Annotated in this window: 15 protein-coding genes; 4 read left to right on the top strand and 11 right to left on the bottom strand. The window is 60.2% G+C overall.

Annotated elements, in window-relative coordinates:
- Window positions 1-17: 17 nt before the first annotated feature.
- Window positions 18-1,871: an ABC transporter ATP-binding protein gene (locus AC1DM5_RS08135; protein ID WP_477974836.1), complete on the bottom strand. Its 1,854-nt coding sequence runs from the start codon at window positions 1,869-1,871 to the stop codon at window positions 18-20.
- A gap of 312 nt (window positions 1,872-2,183) precedes the next feature.
- Here AC1DM5_RS08135 and AC1DM5_RS08130 point away from each other — a divergent pair, with 312 nt between their 5' ends.
- The 3 genes from AC1DM5_RS08130 (at window position 2,184) to AC1DM5_RS08120 (ending at window position 6,740) form a co-directional block, all read left to right on the top strand.
- Window positions 2,184-3,053, top strand: a complete 870-nt coding sequence (locus AC1DM5_RS08130; protein ID WP_477818725.1) for an aldose 1-epimerase family protein — start codon at window positions 2,184-2,186, stop codon at window positions 3,051-3,053.
- Window positions 3,054-3,330: 277 nt separating this feature from the next.
- Window positions 3,331-4,737 carry an FAD/NAD(P)-binding protein gene (locus tag AC1DM5_RS08125; protein WP_477818724.1) on the top strand — a complete coding sequence of 469 codons (1,407 nt, stop codon included), beginning with the start codon at window positions 3,331-3,333 and terminating at the stop codon, window positions 4,735-4,737.
- Between the two features lie 77 nt (window positions 4,738-4,814).
- The gene (locus AC1DM5_RS08120) at window positions 4,815-6,740 is read left to right on the top strand and encodes a hybrid sensor histidine kinase/response regulator (RefSeq protein ID WP_477818723.1); all 1,926 of its coding nucleotides are present in this window, start codon (window positions 4,815-4,817) and stop codon (window positions 6,738-6,740) included.
- Window positions 6,741-6,748: 8 nt separating this feature from the next.
- On the opposite strand, the gene AC1DM5_RS08115 is transcribed toward AC1DM5_RS08120, so the two are convergent.
- From AC1DM5_RS08115 to cyoA, 5 genes are read right to left on the bottom strand one after another with little or no spacing between them, the layout of a single operon-like run.
- Window positions 6,749-7,507, bottom strand: a complete 759-nt coding sequence (locus AC1DM5_RS08115; RefSeq protein ID WP_477818722.1) for an SURF1 family protein — start codon at window positions 7,505-7,507, stop codon at window positions 6,749-6,751.
- Window positions 7,508-7,553: 46 nt separating this feature from the next.
- Complete coding sequence (gene cyoD / locus AC1DM5_RS08110; RefSeq protein WP_113320590.1) at window positions 7,554-7,955, bottom strand: cytochrome o ubiquinol oxidase subunit IV; 402 nt, start codon at window positions 7,953-7,955, stop codon at window positions 7,554-7,556.
- Window positions 7,952-8,572, bottom strand: coding sequence for a cytochrome o ubiquinol oxidase subunit III (gene cyoC / locus AC1DM5_RS08105; protein ID WP_477974834.1), 621 nt, complete (start codon window positions 8,570-8,572; stop codon window positions 7,952-7,954). Before cyoC ends, cyoD begins: the two co-directional genes overlap by 4 nt.
- Window positions 8,573-8,578: 6 nt before the next feature.
- A complete protein-coding gene (gene cyoB, locus AC1DM5_RS08100; RefSeq protein ID WP_477818720.1) occupies window positions 8,579-10,582 on the bottom strand; it encodes a cytochrome o ubiquinol oxidase subunit I in 2,004 nt (667 codons plus the stop codon).
- A 42-nt stretch (window positions 10,583-10,624) separates the two neighbouring features.
- On the bottom strand, window positions 10,625-11,773 hold the full coding sequence (cyoA, locus tag AC1DM5_RS08095; protein ID WP_477818719.1) for a ubiquinol oxidase subunit II: 1,149 nt from the start codon (window positions 11,771-11,773) through the stop codon (window positions 10,625-10,627).
- 377 nt (window positions 11,774-12,150) lie between these two features.
- Between cyoA and AC1DM5_RS08090 the strand changes: the two genes are divergently transcribed.
- Window positions 12,151-13,482: an MFS transporter gene (locus AC1DM5_RS08090; RefSeq protein WP_477974832.1), complete on the top strand. Its 1,332-nt coding sequence runs from the start codon at window positions 12,151-12,153 to the stop codon at window positions 13,480-13,482.
- 72 nt (window positions 13,483-13,554) lie between these two features.
- Here the strand turns inward: AC1DM5_RS08090 and AC1DM5_RS08085 are convergent, their stop codons facing one another.
- The 5 genes from AC1DM5_RS08085 to AC1DM5_RS08065 form a co-directional block, all read right to left on the bottom strand.
- Window positions 13,555-14,022: a cyclic nucleotide-binding domain-containing protein gene (locus AC1DM5_RS08085; RefSeq protein ID WP_025669918.1), complete on the bottom strand. Its 468-nt coding sequence runs from the start codon at window positions 14,020-14,022 to the stop codon at window positions 13,555-13,557.
- Window positions 14,023-14,118: 96 nt separating this feature from the next.
- On the bottom strand, window positions 14,119-16,833 hold the full coding sequence (locus AC1DM5_RS08080) for an ABC transporter transmembrane domain-containing protein (protein WP_477818718.1): 2,715 nt from the start codon (window positions 16,831-16,833) through the stop codon (window positions 14,119-14,121).
- A 194-nt stretch (window positions 16,834-17,027) separates the two neighbouring features.
- Complete coding sequence (locus tag AC1DM5_RS08075; RefSeq protein ID WP_477818717.1) at window positions 17,028-18,161, bottom strand: glycosyltransferase family protein; 1,134 nt, start codon at window positions 18,159-18,161, stop codon at window positions 17,028-17,030.
- The gene (locus AC1DM5_RS08070) at window positions 18,158-19,405 is read right to left on the bottom strand and encodes a glycosyltransferase family 4 protein (protein WP_477818716.1); all 1,248 of its coding nucleotides are present in this window, start codon (window positions 19,403-19,405) and stop codon (window positions 18,158-18,160) included. Before AC1DM5_RS08070 ends, AC1DM5_RS08075 begins: the two co-directional genes overlap by 4 nt.
- Before the next feature lie 11 nt (window positions 19,406-19,416).
- On the bottom strand, window positions 19,417-20,625 hold the full coding sequence (locus AC1DM5_RS08065; RefSeq protein ID WP_477818715.1) for a glycosyltransferase family protein: 1,209 nt from the start codon (window positions 20,623-20,625) through the stop codon (window positions 19,417-19,419).
- Between the last annotated feature and the right edge of the window lie 48 nt (window positions 20,626-20,673).

Raw genomic sequence — 20,673 nt, 5'->3', positions numbered from 1 at the left:
CCTCCTGCGCCGGTTTCTTACGCGCTCAAAGCGTCGTCGCCCGGTCGCACCTGCAAATCGTAAAGTGCCTTGTATCGTCCGCCGAACGTCAACAACTCGTCATGCGTGCCCTGTTCGACGATGCGGCCATCCTCGATGAAGAAGATTCTGTCGGCATGCATCAGCGAGCTCAGGCGGTGCGCGACAATGATCGTCACACGGTCGGCAGCGTAGCGGCGCATGGCGCTGCGGATGCGCTGCTCCGTCGCCGCGTCGATTGCTGCGGTCGAATCGTCGAACACCATCACGGCGGGCTTGAGCATCAGGGCGCGGGCGATCGAAAGCCTCTGGCGCTGGCCGCCGGAAAGTGAGACGCCGCGTTCGCCGACGACGGTGTCGTAGCCGGTCGGCAGGCCGAGCACATAGTTGTGGAGCTGCGCGCTTTCGCTGGCGCGCTCGATGCGGCCTTCCTTTGCCCAGGGATCGCCATAGGCGATGTTGTTCTCGATCGTCGTAGTGAAGAGGAAGGAATCCTGCTGCACGACGGCCACGGAGCGGCGCAGCGACTGCAACGTCGCCTTACGGATATCCTGGTCGTCGATGGTGATCTTGCCGCCGGTTGCGTCATAGAAGCGGGGGATCAAGTGCGCGAGCGTCGACTTGCCGCTGCCGGGCGGCCCGACGATGCCGATCGTCTCGCCACGCTTTGCCTCGAAGCTCACCTCATGCATAACCTCATGCATCGGCGAACTCGGATAGGCGAAGCTGACATTCTCGAAGCGCAGCGTGCCATCGGTGACCTTTAGCTCCTTGGCATCGGAGGCATCGCGAACAGCGATTTCCAGATCCAGCAGCTCGAAGAGGCGCGTGCCGCAGGTCGAAGCGCGGGCAAAGGCGTTGACCATCAGGCCGAGCTGGCGCACCGGCATCTGCAGGATGGTCATGAAGGTGAGGAACGAGGCGAGTGTGCCGACGGTGATCTCGCCGGAATGCACCTTGGTGCCGCCGACCCACAAGACCAGACCCATGGCCGCAAAGAAGGAGAAGGTCATGGCGCTGGTGTTGATGACGCGGATGCCGACGCGCTGATGGGCAAGCTCCAGCGCATTCTTGGAGGCCGCTTCGAATTTCGAAAGCTCGTGCTCCTGCGCAGCGAAGGCGCGGACCACGCGGATGCCACCAAGGTTTTCCTCCATGATACGCGTCAGCACCGACAGCCGCTGCTGCAGGTCGAGCCAGGTGGCGCGCAGGCGAAGCTGCGTGACGGAAGAGCGCCAACCGACGAAAGGCACGAAGGAGAGCGCCAGCAGACCGAGCACGACATCCGTGGTCAGAAGCATATAGGCGCCGATGCCGATCAGCATGGAAAGCAGAAAGACGCGCACGAGCGCGGTCGAAAAATACATGCGTACGCCTTCCAGATCGAGAAGGCCGACGGTGATCAGGTCGCCCGAATGCACGCTGTCATGGAAGGAGAAGGAGAGGCGCTGGATCTTTTCGTAGCAGGCGAGGCGAAGCTCGTAGCCCATGTGGTGGCCGACGGATTCACTGTAATAGTTCTGGACCATCGTGAAGATGCCGCGCAGCACGCTTGYGCCGAGCAGAAGCAGCGCCGTTGTCAAAAGCGCGTCCTGCGCCTGCTGCCCGAGCGTGCCGCCATGAAGCGCCACCTGCGTATGATCCACCGCCTGGCCGAGCAGGCGGGGAATCAAGAGCTGGAAGGTCGAGGCTATCAGCGTAGCGCCGATGGCGAGGCCGGCTTGCCAAGGATGGCGGAAGGCCATGACGGTGATGCGGAACAGTGTGTAGAGGCCCTTGCCCCACCCTGCCGCGGTTGCAAGCGCCATCGAAGCCGAAGGCTTCGTCGCGCGTATAGACGCATCGCTGCTCACGGTATTTTTTCCAATAGATGTGTGCTCGGACCAAGTGGCCCGGAAAGAAGGCAAATCCATGAAGGGATTGATAGCGCACCCACATTTGCCGATTCCGACAGGGGGTTCAAGTAAAGAATTCACCAGTCGGTTATTTTTACGTGAGCCTTCCTCGCATTGGACGGTAACGCTACCGTTATGGCCTGCCGACTGCACGCGGCAGGCGCATTTTTCTGCCGGAAAACGAAAGTCTCGGAGCGGCGCATCGCCAGTGGAAATCCCTGTGCCGCGCATGTATGGTCCGCTCGCCAACCAGCACGAAGAGGGCGTTCGATGTCATCCACGGTCCGGATCGCAAATCAGTTTCTCACTGTCGACGTTTCCTCGCTCGGCGCCGAAATGCAGGCGCTGACATCAAGCGACGGCCGCTCCTGGGTCTGGAACGGCGATGCCGCCTTTTGGACAGGCCGTTCGCCGATCTTGTTTCCGATGGTTGGCAAGGCACCGAACGACATTCTAAAGGTTGGCGGTCGCAGCGCGCCGATGGCCCAGCACGGCTTTGCCCGTCGCAGTGAATTTGCGCTGGTATCCTCGTCCGAAGGGAGCTGCCGCTACGAGCTTGTCGCTTCAGAGGTGACGAAGGCGGTCTATCCCTTCGATTTCCTGCTGGCCGTCATCCATAGCGTCGAAGGCCGAGCTCTGACCGTTGCTGCCGAAGTCACCAACCGCGACAGCCGGCCGATGCCTTTCGGTATCGGCTTTCATACTGCTTTCCGCTGGCCGCTGCCGGGTGCTGAGAACAAGCCGCATACAGTCACGCTGGACAATGGCGCTGAGCCGGCACTTGTCAGGCTCGAAGGCGGTCTGATCTCGCCGAAGAAACTTGCTTCGCCCTTCAGGTCCGGCAGCCTGGTGCTCGACCATTCTATGTTCGAGCAGGATGCGATGATCTTTCCGGAAGGCGCGGGCCCCGGCTTGCATTATAAGGCCGAAGGCGGCCCGTCCATGCATTTCAGCTTCGAGAACCTGCCCAATCTGGCGCTCTGGACCAAGCCCGGCGCTCCCTTTCTCTGCATCGAGCCCTGGCACGGAACGGCCGCGGAAAATGGCGGCCCGGACGATCTGGAGGGTCGCCCCTATACAAAGGTGCTTGCTCCGGGCGAAACGGTGCGTTTTTCCTTCACCGCCGAAATCCTCTTATAGGCCGGGACTCATTTTCCATTTTGGATCAGGGTGTTGGGCAGGTGGTAAAATAAACTTCTTGCCACCATGCGCTTTTCGCGCTTTCATACACGACTAGTTTAATAGACTATGGGGTGGACTGAGAGTGTCTTCTCCGGCCTGCAATGGTTCCGAATGGAACCCGATTTAGCGGCGAACGTTTTGCATGGCCGCATGAACCTGCCCAACGCAGGGCTTCAAATGTTCTGCGTTGAAACCTTGATCGAGACACATGCGGATGAGCCGCAAGGGAGTTGAGATGACGGTTCAGGGACTTTTTTCCGGCAAGGCGAATGTGGCGGCCCAGATTTCCGCCGTGCCACGCATTGCGATCGTCGGCCGCGGGTTTTCCGGCATGATGATGGCGGTGGCGCTGATGCGCACTGTGCGCACGCCGTTTCACCTCCAGCTTTTCGATCCGAACTCTACGGTCAACGGCGGCCAGGCGTTGGCGTCAGCAAGCTCCTCGACCATCCTTAATACGCGGGTGCGTGATCTCTCCGTTTCGCTCGGCGATCCCGACGATTTCAACGACTGGCTCTGTAGCAACGCCGAATTCCGCGCCGCCGTGCCAGCCGCAATCCCCGGTTTCCGGCAGATCTTCGTACCCAGGGAAATCTTCAGCGACTACGTCTACCAGCGTTTTTCCGAAGCGCTCGCTGCCCGCCGGGACATCACCGTCCAGGTTTGCCATGATCCGGTCGTGGCGATCCGCAGGAGCCATGGCAGCCGATTCCTGCTTGAAAGCGCCAATCCGTCTAATCCGCTTTTCGATACCGTGATCCTCGCGACAGGCTACGGCCTGCCTCGACCCGAGGCCGCGGAGCAGGAGGTTTCACCGGTCAGGGCGCAGCGCCTCGTCGCCCGGCCGCACACGGTGCTGCTCGGTAGCGGCATTCGCGTCGTGGACCAGCTGCTGCAGCTTCGCGACGCCGGTTATACCGGGCAGGTAACGATCATTTCACGGCACGGTTTCCTGCCGCAGAGCCATACGCCGAATTCCGCCGATCCGGTCTTCCCCGCTGAGGCGCTACCGCAAAGCCTGCCTGACATTGTCAGCTTCATCCGCCAGGCCTGCCGCGAGGCGGAAGAGGAGGGGCGAAGCTGGCAGTCGGTCATGAACGGCCTTCGCAGACACGCGCGTTCGCTCTGGCGATCGTTGCCGGCGAGCGAGAAGCGTCAGTTCAACCGGCATCTGCGGGCGATCTATGACAGTCACCGCAACCGCCTGCCGGAGACCATGCATCTGCGCCTCAAGCGGGAGCTTGCCGAAGGCCGCACGGTGCTCAGGCGCGGCAGCGCAGGGCGTCGAGGTCTCAGCGGCCTGTTCTTCACGCCGGCCGGTTCGTCGAGCGAGGAGGTCATCCATGCCGAGCGCATCATCGATTGCCGCTGCCATGCGCCTGATCTTTCCGCTCCTCTGATTCAGAGCTTGCTCGCGGCGCGTCTCGCCATGCCTGACGAGCTTGCGCTTGGACTGGCGGTCAATGCCCGCGGCGAAACGTTCCTGGACGACGGCTTGTCGATTGACGGGCTTTTTGCGGTCGGCCCGCTCGGCCTCGGCAGCCTGCCGGACATCGATCTCGTGCCTGAGATCGTCACGCAGGCCTATTCGGCGTCAGAGCGAATTGCGGAACGCTTCTATCCGCAGAGCCAGGCCGTCTGAGGGAATTCGTCGTTTCAGCTGGAACCATCGGCCCAAGCCGGCGTTATAGTGCGCTGGTAAAGCGTTTAGAGGGGCAGATGGAAGCGGTGGATCGATATGATACGTCTCTTCAGAACGAGGGGCGTTTTCGGGTGCTCGTCGATGCAATCACCGACTATGCGATCTACATGCTGAGCCCCGAAGGTTATGTGACGAGCTGGAATTCCGGCGCCCAGCGTTTCAAAGGGTATCGCGCTTCCGAAATCCTCGGCCAGCATTTTTCCCGATTTTATCTTGATGCCGATCGGGAAGCCGGCCTGCCGGCCCGCGCGCTGGCGATTGCCACGAAAGAGGGACGCTTCGAGGGCGAGGGCTGGCGGCAGCGCAAGGATGGTACGCGCTTCTGGGCACATGTCATCATCGATCCGATCCGCCATTCCTCGGGCGAGCTGATCGGCTTTGCCAAAATCACCCGTGACCTGACGGAGCGCAAGGCGACAGAGAACGCATTGAAGCGCAGCGAAGAGCAGTTTCGCCTTCTCGTTCAGGGCGTCTCCGATTATGCGATCTACATGCTCGACCCCGAAGGCAACGTTACGAGCTGGAATTCCGGTGCCGAACGCATCAAGGGTTATAGGTCGGAAGAGATCATCGGCCGACACTTTTCCACTTTCTACACAGATGAGGATCGCCTTAACGGATTGCCTCAGCAGGCACTGGCCACCGCCAGCCGCGATGGGCGGTTCGAAAAGGAAGGCTGGCGCCAGCGCAAGGACGGTTCCCGCTTCTGGGCCAGTATCGTGATCGACGCGATCAGGGACGATTTCGGCGAGATTATCGGCTTTGCAAAAATTACCCGCGACATCACTGAGAAGCTGGAAACGCAGCGTGCGCTGGAGCGGGCCCGCGAGGAACTCTTCCAGGCGCAGAAGATGGAAGCGATCGGCCAATTGACCGGCGGTATCGCGCACGACTTCAACAATCTACTAATGGCGGTGCTAGGCAGCCTCGAAATCCTCAAGAAGCGCATGCCGCAGGACCCTGTATTGTCGCCGCTTGTCGACAACGCCATGCTCGGCGCACAGCGCGGTGCGGCACTGACCCAGCGCATGCTTGCCTTTTCCCGCCGCCAGGAGTTGCAGGTGGAGACGATCGATGTTTCCGAGCTCTTGCGTGGCATGATGGATATGGTCTCGCGCTCCCTCGGCCCGACTGCCTCGCTTGAAACCGAATTTCCCGAGAGCCTGCCGGCGATCGCCACCGATCCGAACCAGCTCGAGACGGCAGTGCTCAACCTCGTCGTTAATGCCCGCGATGCCATGGCTGGCGGCGGGCTTATTAGGATCAAAGCTACTGAAGAGGTCGTGCCTGACGGCGGCACCATCCCGGCCGGCCATTATGTGTGCGTCGCCGTTGCCGATGAGGGCGAAGGCATGGACGAAGAGACGCTGAAACGGGCGGTGACCCCGTTCTTCACGACCAAGGGCGTCGGCAAGGGTACGGGTCTCGGCCTTTCCATGGTGCAGGGGCTCGCCGGTCAGTCCGGCGGCAGGCTCGTGCTGAAAAGTCGGCTCGGTGAAGGCACGACAGCTGAGCTCTGGTTTCCTGTTACAGGAGCCGAAAACATTGTTGAAGAGCCTGAACAATGCGTGCCCGAAGCCGCAAATAACTCACGGCCGTTACGCATTCTTGCCGTCGATGATGACGGGCTGGTCCTGATGAACACCGCGCTGATGCTGCAGGATCTCGGCCACACGGTGATCGAGGCGACGGCCGGCGCCGACGCGCTCGATATCCTTCGCAACGAAAACGTCGATCTCGTTATCTCCGATCATGCAATGCCGCGCATGACAGGCTCGCAGCTTGCCCTCGCAATCCGCAGAGAGTGGCCGAAGATGCCGATCATCCTTGCGACTGGCTTTGCCGAGATTCCCGAGGGTTCCGGCATTATCGATATACCGCGCCTCGGTAAACCCTTCTCACAGGCGCAGCTTGCAGAGGCGATCGGCCGCATTGCCCAATAGATCTCTCGTTAAGAGATCCTGCGAAGCCTGACTTCGTTCCGCACGATATAGACGAGCAGCCCCGCCACCATGATCGCCAGCACATACCAGGTGATCGCATAGACAAGGTGGTTGTTCGGAAAGTCGAGGACCGTCAGCCCTCCGACGGGTAAGCCGCCGGCATTGGGTGTCGCGTCAGCGTCGATGAAGAAGGGGGCAACGTCCGCAATACCACGCTTTTCGGCGATGGCTGCGACATCGCGCGAATACCAGCGGTCGGCAGCCGGATCGTTGGAGCGCAGCAAGATGCCCTTCGGCTCGGTCATGCGCATCAGCCCAGTGACGGTTGTCGGCCCGGTGATCTGGCTTTGCGATCGTAAGGCCGGGTCGCGACGGTCGGTCGGCACGAAGCCGCGATTGATTGATATCGCGCTGCCGTCCGCGAGCCTGAACGGCGTCAGCACCCAATAGCCGGCGCCGAGCGCTGTCGATGCCGTGACCAGCGTTTCCTTGTCGTTTTCGAAAGTGCCTGTAGCCGTCACTCGCCGGTATTCGTCATCGGCGGCGTTGACCTTACCCCAGTCGGTGCGAGTTGGCGGGGCGACTGGTTCGGCGTGGACGCGCGCATCGACGCGAGCGATGAGGTCGAGTTTCCAGGAGAGTCGATAGACTTGCCAGGTGCCGAGCGCGATCAAGGCGGCAACGAGAGCCAGAAGGCCGAGCCCAAGGATCGCAAGGGTTACGGCCGAACGCGGCCTGTCCTGTTGGTCGGAAGAGATATCGGTCATTGGTAAACCGCAACGGGCGGCGTTGCCGCCGCCCGTTCCTTTGCCTTTATGGCATGTTCTTCATCATTTCAGGGCTCATCGGCATCATGTTCGCATTCAGATGATACATGACCCAGAGCGAACCCGAGAGAGCGATGGCGACGATGATGATCGTGAAGATCAGCGCCATGATCGTCCAGCCGCCTTCCGACTTCGTGTTCATGTGCAGGAAGAAGATCATGTGAACGACGATCTGCACGGCGCCGAGCACCATCACGAAGATGGCGGTCACGACATGATTTTCGAAGACCTCTCCCATGACCAGCCAGAAGGGGATGGCAGTCAGGATTACGGAGAGAATGAAGCCCGTCACGTAGCTCTTGAAACTGCCGTGACCGGCCTGGTGCCCATGGCTGTGGCCGTGGTGAGCCTCGTGGGCATCCTCATGTGCGGGTGCTTGCGAACTCATCCGAGAACTCCCATCAGGTAAACGAAGGAAAAGACGCCGATCCAGACGACGTCGAGGAAGTGCCAGAACATGGAAAGGCACATCAGACGGCGGCGGTTGGCTTCATGTAAGCCATGCATGGAGACCTGCACCATCAGCGTGATCAGCCAGATGATGCCGAAGGTGACGTGCAGACCGTGCGTACCGACCAGCGTGAAGAAAGACGACAGGAAGGCGCTGCGCTGCGGACCGGCGCCCTCGTGGATAAGGTGCACGAACTCGTAAAGTTCGAGGCCGAGGAAGGCCGCGCCGAAAAGGCCGGTCACGGCCAGCCAGAACAGCGTTTCCGCCTTTGCGTTTCGCTCCATCTGCAGCATGGCGAAGCCATAGGTGATGGAGGAGAGCAGCAGCATCGAGGTGTTGATGGCGACCAGCGGCAAATCGAAGAGATCGGCCGGTGACGGACCGGCCGCATAGCTGCGGCCGAGCACGGCATGGGTGGCAAACAGGACCGAGAATATCAGGCTGTCGCTCATCAGATAGAGCCAGAAGCCCAGATTGGTGCTGTTTTCCGGATGATGGTCTTCCGCCAGATAGAATTCAGGCTTTTCGGCCGTGTCGATAGTATGATCGCTCATGGTCTCTTACACCTGTTCGGCAAGCAACTGCGTGCGCTTGCCTTCCGTTTCGGTGACTTCATCCGCGGGGATGTAGAAGTCGCGGTTGTAGTTGAAGGTATGGCCAATCGCGACGACGAGCATGGCAACGGCGGAGACGACCACCAGCCACCACATGTACCAGATCAAGCCGAAGGCGAGCGCGATGCTGATGGCGGACAGAATCGCGCCGGTGCCGGTATTCTTCGGCATGTGGATCGGTTTGAAGCCGCCGAGCGGACGCTCGTAGCCGCGATTCTTCATGTCGTACCAGCTGTCGTGATCGTGCACGACCGGCGTGAAGGCGAAGTTGTAATCCGGCGGCGGTGAAGAGGTCGACCATTCTAGCGTGCGGCCGTTCCACGGATCGCCACTGTCATCGCGCAGCTCTTCGCGCCTCATGAAGGAGACGACGATCTGGATCAGGAAGGACGCGATGCCAAGCGCGATCAGCCCGACGCCGAAGGCGGCGATGATAAACCAGATCTGCAGCGACGGATCCTCGAACTGGCTCATGCGGCGGGTGACGCCCATCAGACCAAGCACGTAGAGCGGCATGAAGGCGAACCAGAAGCCGATCTGCCAGAACCAGAAGCTCATCTTGCCCCAGAAGGGATCGAGCTTGAAGCCGAAGGCCTTCGGGAACCAGTAGTTCACGCCGGCGAACATGCCGAACAGAACGCCCCCGATGATCACGTTATGAAAGTGGGCGATCAGGAATAGCGAGTTATGCAGCACGAAGTCGGCCGGCGGGACGGCAAGCATGACGCCGGTCATACCGCCGATGACGAAGGTCACCATGAAGCCGACTGTCCACAGCATCGGCACCTCGTAGCGAATACGGCCGCGATACATAGTGAAGAGCCAGTTGAACATCTTTGCCCCCGTCGGGATCGAGATGATCATCGTGGTGATGCCGAAGAAGGAGTTGACGGAAGCGCCCGAACCCATTGTGAAGAAGTGGTGCAGCCAGACGAGGTAGGACAGGATCATGATCACGCAGGTGGCATAGACCATCGAGGCGTAGCCGAAGAGGCGCTTGCCGGAGAAGGTTGCGACCACTTCCGAGAAGATGCCGAAGGCCGGCAGAACCAGGATGTAGACTTCCGGGTGGCCCCAAATCCAGATGAGGTTGACATACATCATTGGATTGCCGCCGAGGTCGTTCGTGAAGAAGTTCGTGCCGGCATAGCGGTCGAGCGACAGGAGAGCGAGCGTTGCGGTCAGGATCGGGAAGGAAGCGACGATCAGGATGTTGGTGCAGAGCGCCGTCCAGGTGAAGACCGGCATCTTCATGAAGGTCATGCCCGGAGCACGCATCTTCACGATGGTCGCGATCAGGTTGATGCCTGACAGCGTCGTGCCGACACCGGCCACCTGCAGGCCCCAGATGTAATAGTCGACGCCGACGCCAGGACTATAGTCGGCACCCGACAACGGCGGGTAAGCGAGCCAGCCGGTCTGGGCGAATTCGCCGATGAAGAGCGAGAGCATGATGATGATTGCGCCCGCCGTCGTCATCCAGAACGAAAAGTTGTTGAGGAACGGGAAGGAGACGTCGCGCGCGCCGATCTGCAGCGGCACCACGAAGTTCATGAGGCCGGTGACGAAGGGCATCGCCACGAAGAAGATCATGATGACGCCGTGGGCGGTGAAGATCTGGTCATAATGGTGCGGCGGCAGTGGGCCTTCATTGCCGTTGAAGGCGATCGCCTGCTGCACGCGCATCAGGATGGCGTCAGAGAAGCCGCGCAACAGCATGATGACGGCCAGGATCACATACATGATGCCGATCTTCTTGTGATCGACGCTGCAGATCCAGTCGCGCCAGAGCGGACCCCAGAACTTGAAATAGGTGATGATGCCAAGCACCGCGATCGCGCCGATAGCGACGCCGATGAAGGTCACGACCAGGATCGGCTCGTGATAGGGGATCGCGTCGAGGGTCAACCGGCCGAAGATGAACTTCAGGAGGTCAGGATTGGAAAACATGGAACAACCCGTTCATTATGTCTTGCGACGCAAAGCGCCAGGTTAATTGTTATTGTTGAGCTGCGCCGGCGCCGGATCGCCGCCAGTGCTCGTGCCGGGCATGGAATGACCCTCATGCTGCATGTCCATGCCGGGCATGTTCTGCATGCTGTTGCCATCGGTGCTTTCGGCCGGCTCACTGCGTGCGGGAGCGCCTGTTGCGGGCGCGGCGATCCCTTCATCCGCATGGCGATTGTCGTAGGTCAGCTTTTCGCGGTTTTCTTCGCTTTCCTTGCCGCCGCCGCCCATCATGTCGATGTGCATCATTTCGCTCGCGCACATCTTGCCGGGCGTGGCGCACATGTTGAGGATCGCGTCGTAAAGATCGGCATCGGCGCCGGCGTAATAGCGCACCGGCTCCTTTTCGCTCGGCTTTTCGAGCTTCAGATAGGCGTCGCGGTTGAGCATCGTGCCGCGCTGCTTGACCTGCGCCACCCAGGCATCGAAGCCCTCCTGGTTCAGGCCGTGGAACTTGAAGCGCATGTGCGAGAAGCCTTCACCGCTGTAATTTGCGGAGAAGCCGTCATACTCGCCTTCCTTGTTGATGACGGCATGCAGTCTCGTTTGCATGCCGGGCATGGCATAGACCTGGCCGGCAAGGGCGGGGATGAAGAAGGAGTTCATCACCGAGGAGGCGGTGATCTTGAAGTCGATCGGCACGTCGACGGGAGCTGCGAGCTCATTGACCGTCGCAATGCCGAGGTCGGGATAGAAGAATAGCCATTTCCAGTCGAGCGCCACGACCTCGACAGTCAGCGGCTTGGTATCTGCCGGAATGGCACGGTCCGCATCGATACGGTCGAGCGGGCGGTAGGGATCGAGCTTGTGCGTGGAAATCCAGGTGACGGCGCCAAGCGCGATAATGATGGCGAGCGGCGCTGCCCAGATCACGATTTCGAGGCGCGTGGAATGATGCCATTCGGGCGCGTAGTCCGCGGCCGTATTGGAGCGCCGGTAGCGCCAGGCGAAAAACAGTGTGAGGAAGATCACCGGAATGATGATCAGCAGCATCAGCACCGTGGAGACGATGATGAGGTCGCGCTGTTGGGTGGCGATATCGCCTGAGGGCGACATGACCACCATGTTGCATCCTGCCAAAAAAAACAGCGGCAAGATTAATAGAAGGCGGGAAAACTTCTGCAGTTTTGGCACGTCTCTAAGCTCTTTTTGTTTCGTTCGATTGCCGACTAAAGCACTGGCACGATGAGCGATATGAGGTCTTTGGTCGCAGTGCAACATGCATTTTGCACCGCGGGAGAAGTCAGCTTCCACGGCGCCCCACAAATCCTGATAAAAGTGAGAAGGAAATTTTTCCGGCGCCGCTTCGTGTATAGCTGAAAAGCGTGGCTTTGCCCAATAAAACTCTGGAATAGGTCGGGATAGGTATCACGCGATTTTTCCATCGCATCGATTTTTGAGAATTCGGCGTCAACTATTTGCGCAACAAGGACTTGATAAGCTGCAAATATGGAACAAGATCAGCTTGAGGTGCTTTGCAAAAAGCACCTTAAACGAGGGAGGCGTTTCATATGGCTACTGCCACACATTTAGGACCATCATCTTCATCGCTGGAGCGGGATGCGCGGCGCATTCACGGTGACAAGCCGGTTTCGCCCGGCAGCATCGCTATCGGCGTGGTGATTGGTCGCATGTCGGAGTTTTTTGATTTCTTCGTTTACGGCCTCGCATCCGTTCTCGTCTTTCCGCAACTCGTCTTTCCCTTCGCCCCGGACCGGCTGACGGCCACGCTCTATTCTTTCGCGATTTTCTCACTGGCCTTCCTCGCCCGTCCTGTCGGCTCCGTCGTCTTCATGACGATCGACCGCTTCTATGGGCGTGGCACCAAGCTCACCATCGCGCTTTTCCTGCTTGGCGGCTCGACGGCATCGATCGCCTTCCTGCCGGGCTACGATGAAATCGGCTACTGGTCGATTGCGCTATTGGCGCTCTTCCGGCTCGGGCAGGGCTTTGCGCTCGGCGGCGCGTGGGATGGCCTTGCATCGCTGCTTGCCCTCAATGCGCCGCCGAATCATCGCGGCTGGTATGCAATGATCCCGCAGCTCGGCGCACCGATCGGCTTTGCGCTGGCGAGTATCCTGTTCGGTTATTTCGTCGCCAACCTCTCCCCGGAAGACTTCCTCTCATGGGGCTGGCGTTATCCGTTCTTCGTCGCCTTCGCGATCAACGTCGTCGCGCTCTTTGCCCGCCTTCGGCTTGTCATGACCAAGGATTTCGGCACGCTCTTGGAACAGCATGAGCTTGAAGCAGCACCAATCCTCGACGTGCTGCGCGTCCACGGCCGCGATATCCTGATCGGCGCTTTCGTGCCGCTTGCAAGCTTTGCCATGTTCCACCTCGTCACCATCTTCCCGCTCAGCTGGATGAGCCTTTACGGCAACCAGCGGATCGGTGCCTTCATGGTGGTGCAAGTCATCGGCGCCGTGGTCGGCTTCGTTGCCATCATTGCCTCGGGTGTGATCGCTGACCGCATCGGCCGGCGCAAGCAGCTTGCGATCTGCGCTGTGCTGATTGCGATCTTCAGCTTCATCGGCCCGTTCCTGATTGGCGCCGGCAACACCGGTCATGACGCCTTCCTCATCATCGGCTTCGGCGTGCTCGGCCTTTCTTTCGGCCAGGCGACCGGCTCCATCTCGTCGCGCTTCGGCCGCGGCTATCGCTACACCGGTGCGGCCTTCACCTCCGACCTTGCCTGGCTGATCGGCGCTGGCTTCGCACCGCTGGTGGCGCTCAGTCTGTCGAGCCAGTTCGGCCTGCCCTTCGTTGGCTACTACCTGCTCTCGGGCGCGATCTGCACGCTGGCGGCTCTTGCATTCAGCAGGGCGCTGGAGCAGCGTGAGTAGCGCATAGGTATAACGAAATGGCCCGTCTGGGAAACCAGGCGGGCCTTTTTGTTTGGGATCTATTTTCGGATTTTACTGCGCCATCTGCGGCTGCTTGGCAGCGCGCGCGGCGGTCAGTTCGGCAGTCGTGTGGTTGAGACGGTCGGCGAGCACGCGCATGATTTCCACGGCCATTTCCGGGAAATCGCTCAGAAGCTTGAGGAAATGTTCCTTGCTGATGCGCAGGACTTCGAGCGGCGAGGTGGCGCGCACGGTCGCGGTACGCGAGACGTCGCAGAGAATGGCAATTTCGCCCACGATGGAATTGACCTCAACATCGGCGACCTTGATTTCGCCGGCAGGTGAGGAAACGATGATATCGGCGGTGCCTGACAGTACAACATAGGCGGCGTCGCCAACATCGCCCTGACGGAACAGGTTCTGGCCGGCGTTGTAGGTCATACGGTCGGAGGTGAACGCCAAGAGCTTGAGTTTCGCCGGTGCGATCCTCGAGAAGATCGGCACCCGCCGCAGCATTTCGACTTCATCTCTCAACAGCATGAGCGTTATAACCCCCTGCCGCATGGTCCTTGATCATGCGCTAAAAACCAATTCCAAGCACCTTGCGAGCGCCGTCTCTGCCGCCCCAATAGAATATTACGATAACAGTTCCTTGAACATCCCGTTTTTCTCGGAAAGTTCCGGATAGTTGCCCGCCTCGGCAAGATCGCCGCGATCGAAGAGCAGAATCCGATCGAAGATTTCCGCAAGCTTGGCGTTGGACAATACCCAGATGATCGCCGGGCGCTTGCCTTCCTCGTGCAGGCCTTCGATGATGTTGTGGGTGATCTGGTCCTGGATGCGTTGGTCGAGCGCCGGGATCGGCCGGTTGAAGATGAAGTAGTCGGAACGCTTGAGCAGGGCGCGGGCGAGATTGAGCTTCTGCCGCTGCACCCCCGTCAGGCGCTTGCCGCCGGAGCCGACGTCAAATTCGAGCCCGATCGACAATACGTCGTCATAGAGATCGAGCGCATCGAACAGTTCACCCATGATGAGGCGGATGCGGTCGGAGGCATCGGCCTGCTGATAGGCGATGCGGCCGAAGAGCACATTGTCCATCAGGCTCGCGGATGCCGTGAAGCGGCTGATGTCGTAACGCTCGATCAGCTCGGCGAGATCGTCGGGGATGTTCTGGTGGAACTGCTTGCGGGCGCTGACGATCTTGTCCATCAGCGCCTGGGTCAAGAGGCCGAAGCGGTGCCGTGGTTCGATATAGGCGAAGCTCAGGCGGATGATGCTTGCGCGGTCTTCCGGCGTCGCATCCTCGAAGCGCTTGCCCTGCAGCTTCTGCAGCAGCGCCTGGTAGGTCGGAATGTCGTCCGCCGTCATGAAGGTGAGCTGCTGGAAGAAGGGGTGATCCGGCGGCAGGTCGTGGAAGAGTTCCACCGCGTTCTCGGCGATTTCCAGCCCCATAGCATAGAGATCTGTGCTGAGCCCGGTAGCGCGGAAGAGCTGCTGGAAATAGGGATGGCCGGCAAGCCGGCGGTTGTTCATCAGCGGCCGCTTCATCGTGCCGAAGAGCAGGTTTTCGCCGACGGTCGCCTGTGTGTTGTAAGCGTCGAAATCGAAGGGCACGACGATGGCGTCGAGGTTTTCCCTGGCAAGCCGCTCGCGCAGCGACGTCCGAAGCTTGACGATTTGGCTGCCGAGGGCAGTATGAACCTCGGTGTTGACGGTGGAACGCAGCGCCAGATCCAGAATGTCCTGCGACAGCATGACRGCGTCGAGCACCGGCCGGATTGCTTTCAGCAGATCTTCAGGCCCGTTCGCGCCAGCGGCGCTGTAGTCGACCCAGTCGCTGTTGAGATCGAGTGTCGGATTGCCGGCCTTCTGCGATTCCGCGACGTGCCATTTGAATTCCTGCGCGGTCTTATCATCATACTCCGGTTCTTTCATCGGCGCATGCTTGAGGCCGTAGACCAGATTGTCGCGGAGCGTGCCGTGGAAGAAGTAGCTTTCGGCGGACGCATAGGAGATGCGCCGGCCGGTGATCGATTCCGGCAGATCCAGCAGGTCCTGTCCGTCGATGGTGATGCGGCCGGAATCCGGCCATACGAGACGGCCGAGCGCTTCGGCGAAGGCTTCAGCGCCGCTGCCGTTCGGCCCGACGATCGCAACCGTCTCGTTCGGCTTGATCTCGACCGAGACGTGGTCGACGAGGCGGGCGCCGCTGTCGTCGCTGACAGAGAGGTTTGTGACGACGAAGGCACTGGTCAGCGGTGCGACCGGCGCCGTTGCAAGCTCCTGGATGCGGCTGTCGATCAGCGGCTCGACATTGAACTGCTCGTAGACCTGCGCATATTTGACCTGCACGTCCTGGCGCATCTGGTCCCAGTCGATCAGTTCCTTCAGCGGGCCGGGCAGGTCCTTGTAGGCTGAAATGACGGCGACGAGCTGGCCGATGTCGAGCCGGCCCTGCAGAGCCAGATAGCCGCCAATCGCGTAGAAGAGGAAGGGCGTGACCTGGGCGAGGAAGTTGTTGATGAACTTGACCAGGAACTTCCACTGATAGAGATCGTAGCGGATCGAGAAGATGCGGCCGAGGCGGGTTGCGATATCGGCGCGCTCGAAGTTGGAGGTGTCGTTGCCGTGGATCGTGCCGATGCCGTCAACGATCTCCCCCACGCGCCCCGAAAGTTCACGCGCGGTCAGCTGCCGCTGACGGCCGAGTTCCAAGAGACGCTTGCGCATGCGGGGAATGACGATCGCCTGCACGCCGACGATGCCCGCCGCGATCATGCCGAGCCAGAAATTCTGGATGATGATGAAGGCAAGCGCGGTGATCGCCTGGCCGCCGAGCAGGGCGGGCGAGACGAAGGCGTCGCCAGTGAAGCCGCCCATCGGCTCCACCTCGTCCTTGATCATGGTGGCGATTTCGGCCGATTTCACCCGCTTGAAATGGGCGGGCGGGAAGCGCAGCACGCGATCGATAAGCTCGAAGCGGATACGGCGCAGCATGCGTTCGCCGAGCCGGCCCTTATAGGTATTGATATAGAACTTGAAGAGGCCGTTCAGCACCACCAGCGCCAGGAAGACGAGGCTCAGTGCCATCAGCATCTGGAAGCGGTTGAGCTCCAGGCCCTTGAAGAATTCGACATGGCCGATCAGCGGAATGTCGTAGGCGATATGCATGAAGATCTGTCGCGCCCCCGGCCCCTCGAAGCCGTCGCCTTGAATAGGTCCGTTGACGATCTGCTTCGGCAGGTCGAAGGATAGGAAGTAGGGCACCATGGAAAATGCGACGACGAGCAGAATCCAGAGCTGCTGCAGCCGCGTGTTCTTCCAGATGTAGCGCGCGAGGCTTTTTTCCATGGCTAACCGTCAGACTGTGGGAAAAGTCCGTACAGCGATCCTGATGCTGGGGAAGAGGGAATCTCCGAGTACAGGACCATGCAGTCAGACCGCCGATATCGCAACGAAAACAAGGCGGAGCGGACTGATGTCGAAACGCCGATTCTCGCCGGAATTTTTCTTATATCACATGAATTTTAGAATAGGCGAGGGTTTCAGCCGATCATTGAACGAATGATGACTGCACTTTTTGCGGCTCCGTCGAGATCGAGGGATACGGCCGGACGCGGTGGGGCGGCAAGCGCCCGTTCGACCGCGGATTTGACATCCTCGAGGGTCAGCCCCTGCTCTGGCAGGATTTCGGCAAGACCGAGCGCCTGCAGTCGTTCGGCGCGAACGGTCTGCTCCGTTTCGCCGGCGGCCACGAAGGGAATGAGGATCGAGCGGCATTGCGTGCGCAGGAGATCACCCACCGTGTTGTAGCCGGCTTGCGAGATCGAGACTTTCGCGCCGCGCAGCAGCGAAGGAAAATCCTTGCGGAACCGCACCAGCGTGACATTGGCAGGCGCATCTTCCGACAATGCGGAAAAATCGGCTTCCGGAAGATTGGGGCCGGTAATCAGCAGCCAGCGAAGCTCGGCAGGCAGGAGTGCGGCCGCATCGCGCGCGGCGCGCATCAGTTCCAGCCCGACGGCGCCGCCGCCCGCCGAAGCGATGATGTCGAATGCCTCGGATGGTTCAAGCGCGGGCGACGGAGCAATGAGACCGGTATAGCGCAGCCGATCGGCGATCTCAGTTGTCAGCGGGAAAGTATCTTCCAGACGCACGAAGTCAGGATCGCCATGGACGAGCACTGCGTCGAAATGGTCCTTGACCAGCTTGACGGTTTCCTCGTCGCGGCCGGGCTTGCGGTTTTCCTGCAGGATGTCGCGCACGGAACTCAAAAGCTTCGGGCGTGGGTTGGCCTTTTCGATCGCCTCGAGCAGCGGCAGCAGTTCGAAGCGCATCTGCCGGCGCCCGAAAGGAAAAGCCTCGATGATGACAACGTCAGGCTTTTCCTCGTCGAAGGCTTTGAGAAGCAGGTCGCGGCGATTGGACAGGAATTCCTCGTTGGCTGGCTTCCCATCGGCAGCAGCAAGACCGGAAAAGCCGATATTGCTGGCGACGACCGGCGGCAATTCGACTGTTCTGACACCCTCGCCCGGAAAGCCCGGCACGGGCAGGCCGCCGGTAACGACCGTTACCTCGAAACCATCCTTCACCAATGCATTGGCGATACGGCTCGCACGCGCAATATGGCCGATGCCGAGCAGATGCTGGACATAAAAGAAGATGCGGGGAGCCCTCATGACGCCTTCTGCCATTCTGCCTCGAACAGGCCACTCAACTGCCGGATGCTGGAGTGATAATCGAAGTGGCCGCGCACGCGCTCCTCGGCCGCGTCGCCCAGCCGCTTGCGCAGATCGGGATTACGGATCGCCGTCTCGAGTGCTTTTGCAAGCGCTATCGGATCTTCCGGTGGCACGACCAGACCGTTCTCGCCGTCGCTCAGCAGTTCCGGTACGCCTGAGACATCGGTGGAGAGACAGACGAGCCGCTGACTGGAGGCTTCGACCAGCACATTCGGCAGTCCGTCGCGGTCGCCATTGGCGGCGATGCGGCAGGCGAGCGTGAAGAGATCGGCGCGGCGATAATGCTCAAGCACATCTTCCTGCGCCAGCGCGCCTTTCCAGGTGATGCGCTCGGCAACGCCGAGTTCAGCCGCAAGTTTCTTCAGCTTGGAAAGCTCCTCGCCGCCGCCGATATGGTCCATGCGCCAATTCAGTTCTTTCGGTAGCAGGGAAAGGGCACGCAACAGTACGTCATAGCCCTTCTTTTCCACTGCGCGGCCGACGCTGAGGATGAAGGCGGGGTCGGCGGGATCGCTGCCATTGCGGTTCGAGCGCTCGCCGGCGAAATGGCCGAAGCGGGCAAGGTCGAGGCCGTGATAGCTCAGATGCACCGCATCTTTGCGGCCGGTCAGCGCTTTCATATGCTCGTAGCCGCTGCGGGTGCAGGTCACTGCCCAGCGGGCGCTTCCAAGCTTCTGGCCGAGGTCCCAGTCGGGCGAGGTCCAGATATCCTTGGCATGGGCCGAGCAGGTCCAGGGCGTGCCTGTCAGAATGCTCGCATATTCCGTCACGGAAGCCGGCGTGTGGATGAAATGAGCATGCAGCCATTCGCCGTTGTCAGGCCATTCGCGCGCCAGCACCAGGGCCTGTCCGAGCCGGCGGAAGCGGTTGCGGGAGATATCGCGCGGCAGATCGGCGAAGAAACGCTTCATCAGCGCACCGAAGCCTGGTTTCGAAAAACCGGCGAAAAGGCCCTTCACCACACGGATCGGCTCTTCGTGCAGATATTCTGGCAGATAGACGACGCGCGCCTTGATCTCGTCATGGACAGGATGACGCTTCTTGTCGGTCGGCCGGCGCATGGAAATCAGCGTCAGGTCGAAGCCGGCCTTTTCGAGGCCGAGCAATTCCTGGGCGATGAAGGTTTCCGAAAGGCGGGGGTAGCCTTTCAGCACAACGAGAATCTTGCGGCGTGGCGGCAAAGGATGGCTCTTTATTCTGCGCCGACGAGGGAAAGATGGCGTCCGCGATCGTCCAACCATTCGCCGACCGTACGCGAAATCTGATTGAGCCCCTCCAGGTGCATGTTGGAGCCGCTTTTTGATGGCGGAAGCCGCGAAGGCAGGCGCTTCAGCGTTTCGGCCATGACCGTCGGGTCGGCAGATTGTTCAGGCAGCAGCATGTCGATGAGGCCGAGTTCGCTGGCGCGGCGGGCGCGCAGCAATTGCTCTTCGCGCGGGGCGACGCGCGGCACGATGAGCGCTGGCTTGTCGAAGGAGAGAATCTCGCAATAGGTATTGTAGCCGCCCATGGCGACGACGGCAGTGGCGCCGTCGATCAACTCTTCCATATGATTGTCGAACTCGATTACCTCGATATAGGGGATCTTCTCCCCTTTTTTCACTAGCTTTGCACGTTCGGCGGCCGGCATGTAGGGACCGAGCACGACAAGCGCCTTCTGCGTCAGCGTTTCGTCAGCCTCATAGGCATTCATCACGTCATGGACCAGATCGGAGCCGTCTCCGCCACCGCCGGTCGTGACAAGAATATAGTCATCCTTGCGGGCATTCACGGAGTTCTTGCCCCTGGAGACGCTGCGCTGCAGGAAGCCGACGAAATCCATCTTGCGGCGAACGCCCGCCGGTACATCGAGATCGACAAGCGGGTCGTAGAAATCGGGAGGCCCATAGACCCAGATGCTGTCGTAATACTGATCGATCTTCTGCATGATGCTGTTTTTCTTCCACTCGGCTTCGAGCAGATGGGGAGCGTCCATGATCTCGCGAAGGCCGAGCACGAGAATGGTGCCGCGTGCTTTCAGATAAGCGAGCGTCTCCTCGACCTCACCCTTCAGGCCCATCGGTTCCTTATCGACGATGAAGATATCGGGCTGGAAGGTCTCAGCCGTGTGGCGGATGCTCGATTCGCGCATCTTCAGCGTCTCGTGCAGGTCGATATGGCTGGCAAGCGACGTATATTCGCCGTTGCGAAGCTTGATGACGCTCGGGATCTTTACGAAGTCGACTCGGGCGCGGTAATCGAAGGCGCCGGCAATCGTCGCGCCCGAGATGATCAGGATGTTCAGGCCGCGATAATCCTCGACGAGGGCATGAGCGATCGTGCGGCAACGGCGCAAGTGGCCGAGGCCGAATGTATCGTGGCTGTACATGAGGATGCGCGCATCTTCGAGGCGTCTGGCCATGTGGGTGCCCTCTGAGGTGGACGACATACTTCTACCACCCCCGTAAAT

The organism is Rhizobium sp. 01T437, assembly GCF_056398505.1.
The sequence above is the reverse complement of the archived record's forward strand: the minus strand, read 5'-3'. Positions and strand labels throughout refer to the sequence as shown.

What these genes read in the sequence shown, in the direction of transcription:
- AC1DM5_RS08090 (WP_477974832.1), top strand. Translation starts at nt 12,151, where the DNA reads ATGGCTACTGCCACACATTTAGGACCATCATCTTCATCGCTGGAGCGG.
- cyoB (WP_477818720.1), bottom strand. Translation starts at nt 10,582, where the DNA reads ATGTTTTCCAATCCTGACCTCCTGAAGTTCATCTTCGGCCGGTTGACC.
- AC1DM5_RS08120 (WP_477818723.1), top strand. Translation starts at nt 4,815, where the DNA reads ATGGAAGCGGTGGATCGATATGATACGTCTCTTCAGAACGAGGGGCGT.
- AC1DM5_RS08085 (WP_025669918.1), bottom strand. Translation starts at nt 14,022, where the DNA reads ATGCTGTTGAGAGATGAAGTCGAAATGCTGCGGCGGGTGCCGATCTTC.
- cyoC (WP_477974834.1), bottom strand. Translation starts at nt 8,572, where the DNA reads ATGAGCGATCATACTATCGACACGGCCGAAAAGCCTGAATTCTATCTG.
- AC1DM5_RS08065 (WP_477818715.1), bottom strand. Translation starts at nt 20,625, where the DNA reads ATGGCCAGACGCCTCGAAGATGCGCGCATCCTCATGTACAGCCACGAT.
- AC1DM5_RS08130 (WP_477818725.1), top strand. Translation starts at nt 2,184, where the DNA reads ATGTCATCCACGGTCCGGATCGCAAATCAGTTTCTCACTGTCGACGTT.
- AC1DM5_RS08075 (WP_477818717.1), bottom strand. Translation starts at nt 18,161, where the DNA reads ATGAGGGCTCCCCGCATCTTCTTTTATGTCCAGCATCTGCTCGGCATC.
- AC1DM5_RS08115 (WP_477818722.1), bottom strand. Translation starts at nt 7,507, where the DNA reads ATGACCGATATCTCTTCCGACCAACAGGACAGGCCGCGTTCGGCCGTA.
- AC1DM5_RS08125 (WP_477818724.1), top strand. Translation starts at nt 3,331, where the DNA reads ATGACGGTTCAGGGACTTTTTTCCGGCAAGGCGAATGTGGCGGCCCAG.
- cyoD (WP_113320590.1), bottom strand. Translation starts at nt 7,955, where the DNA reads ATGAGTTCGCAAGCACCCGCACATGAGGATGCCCACGAGGCTCACCAC.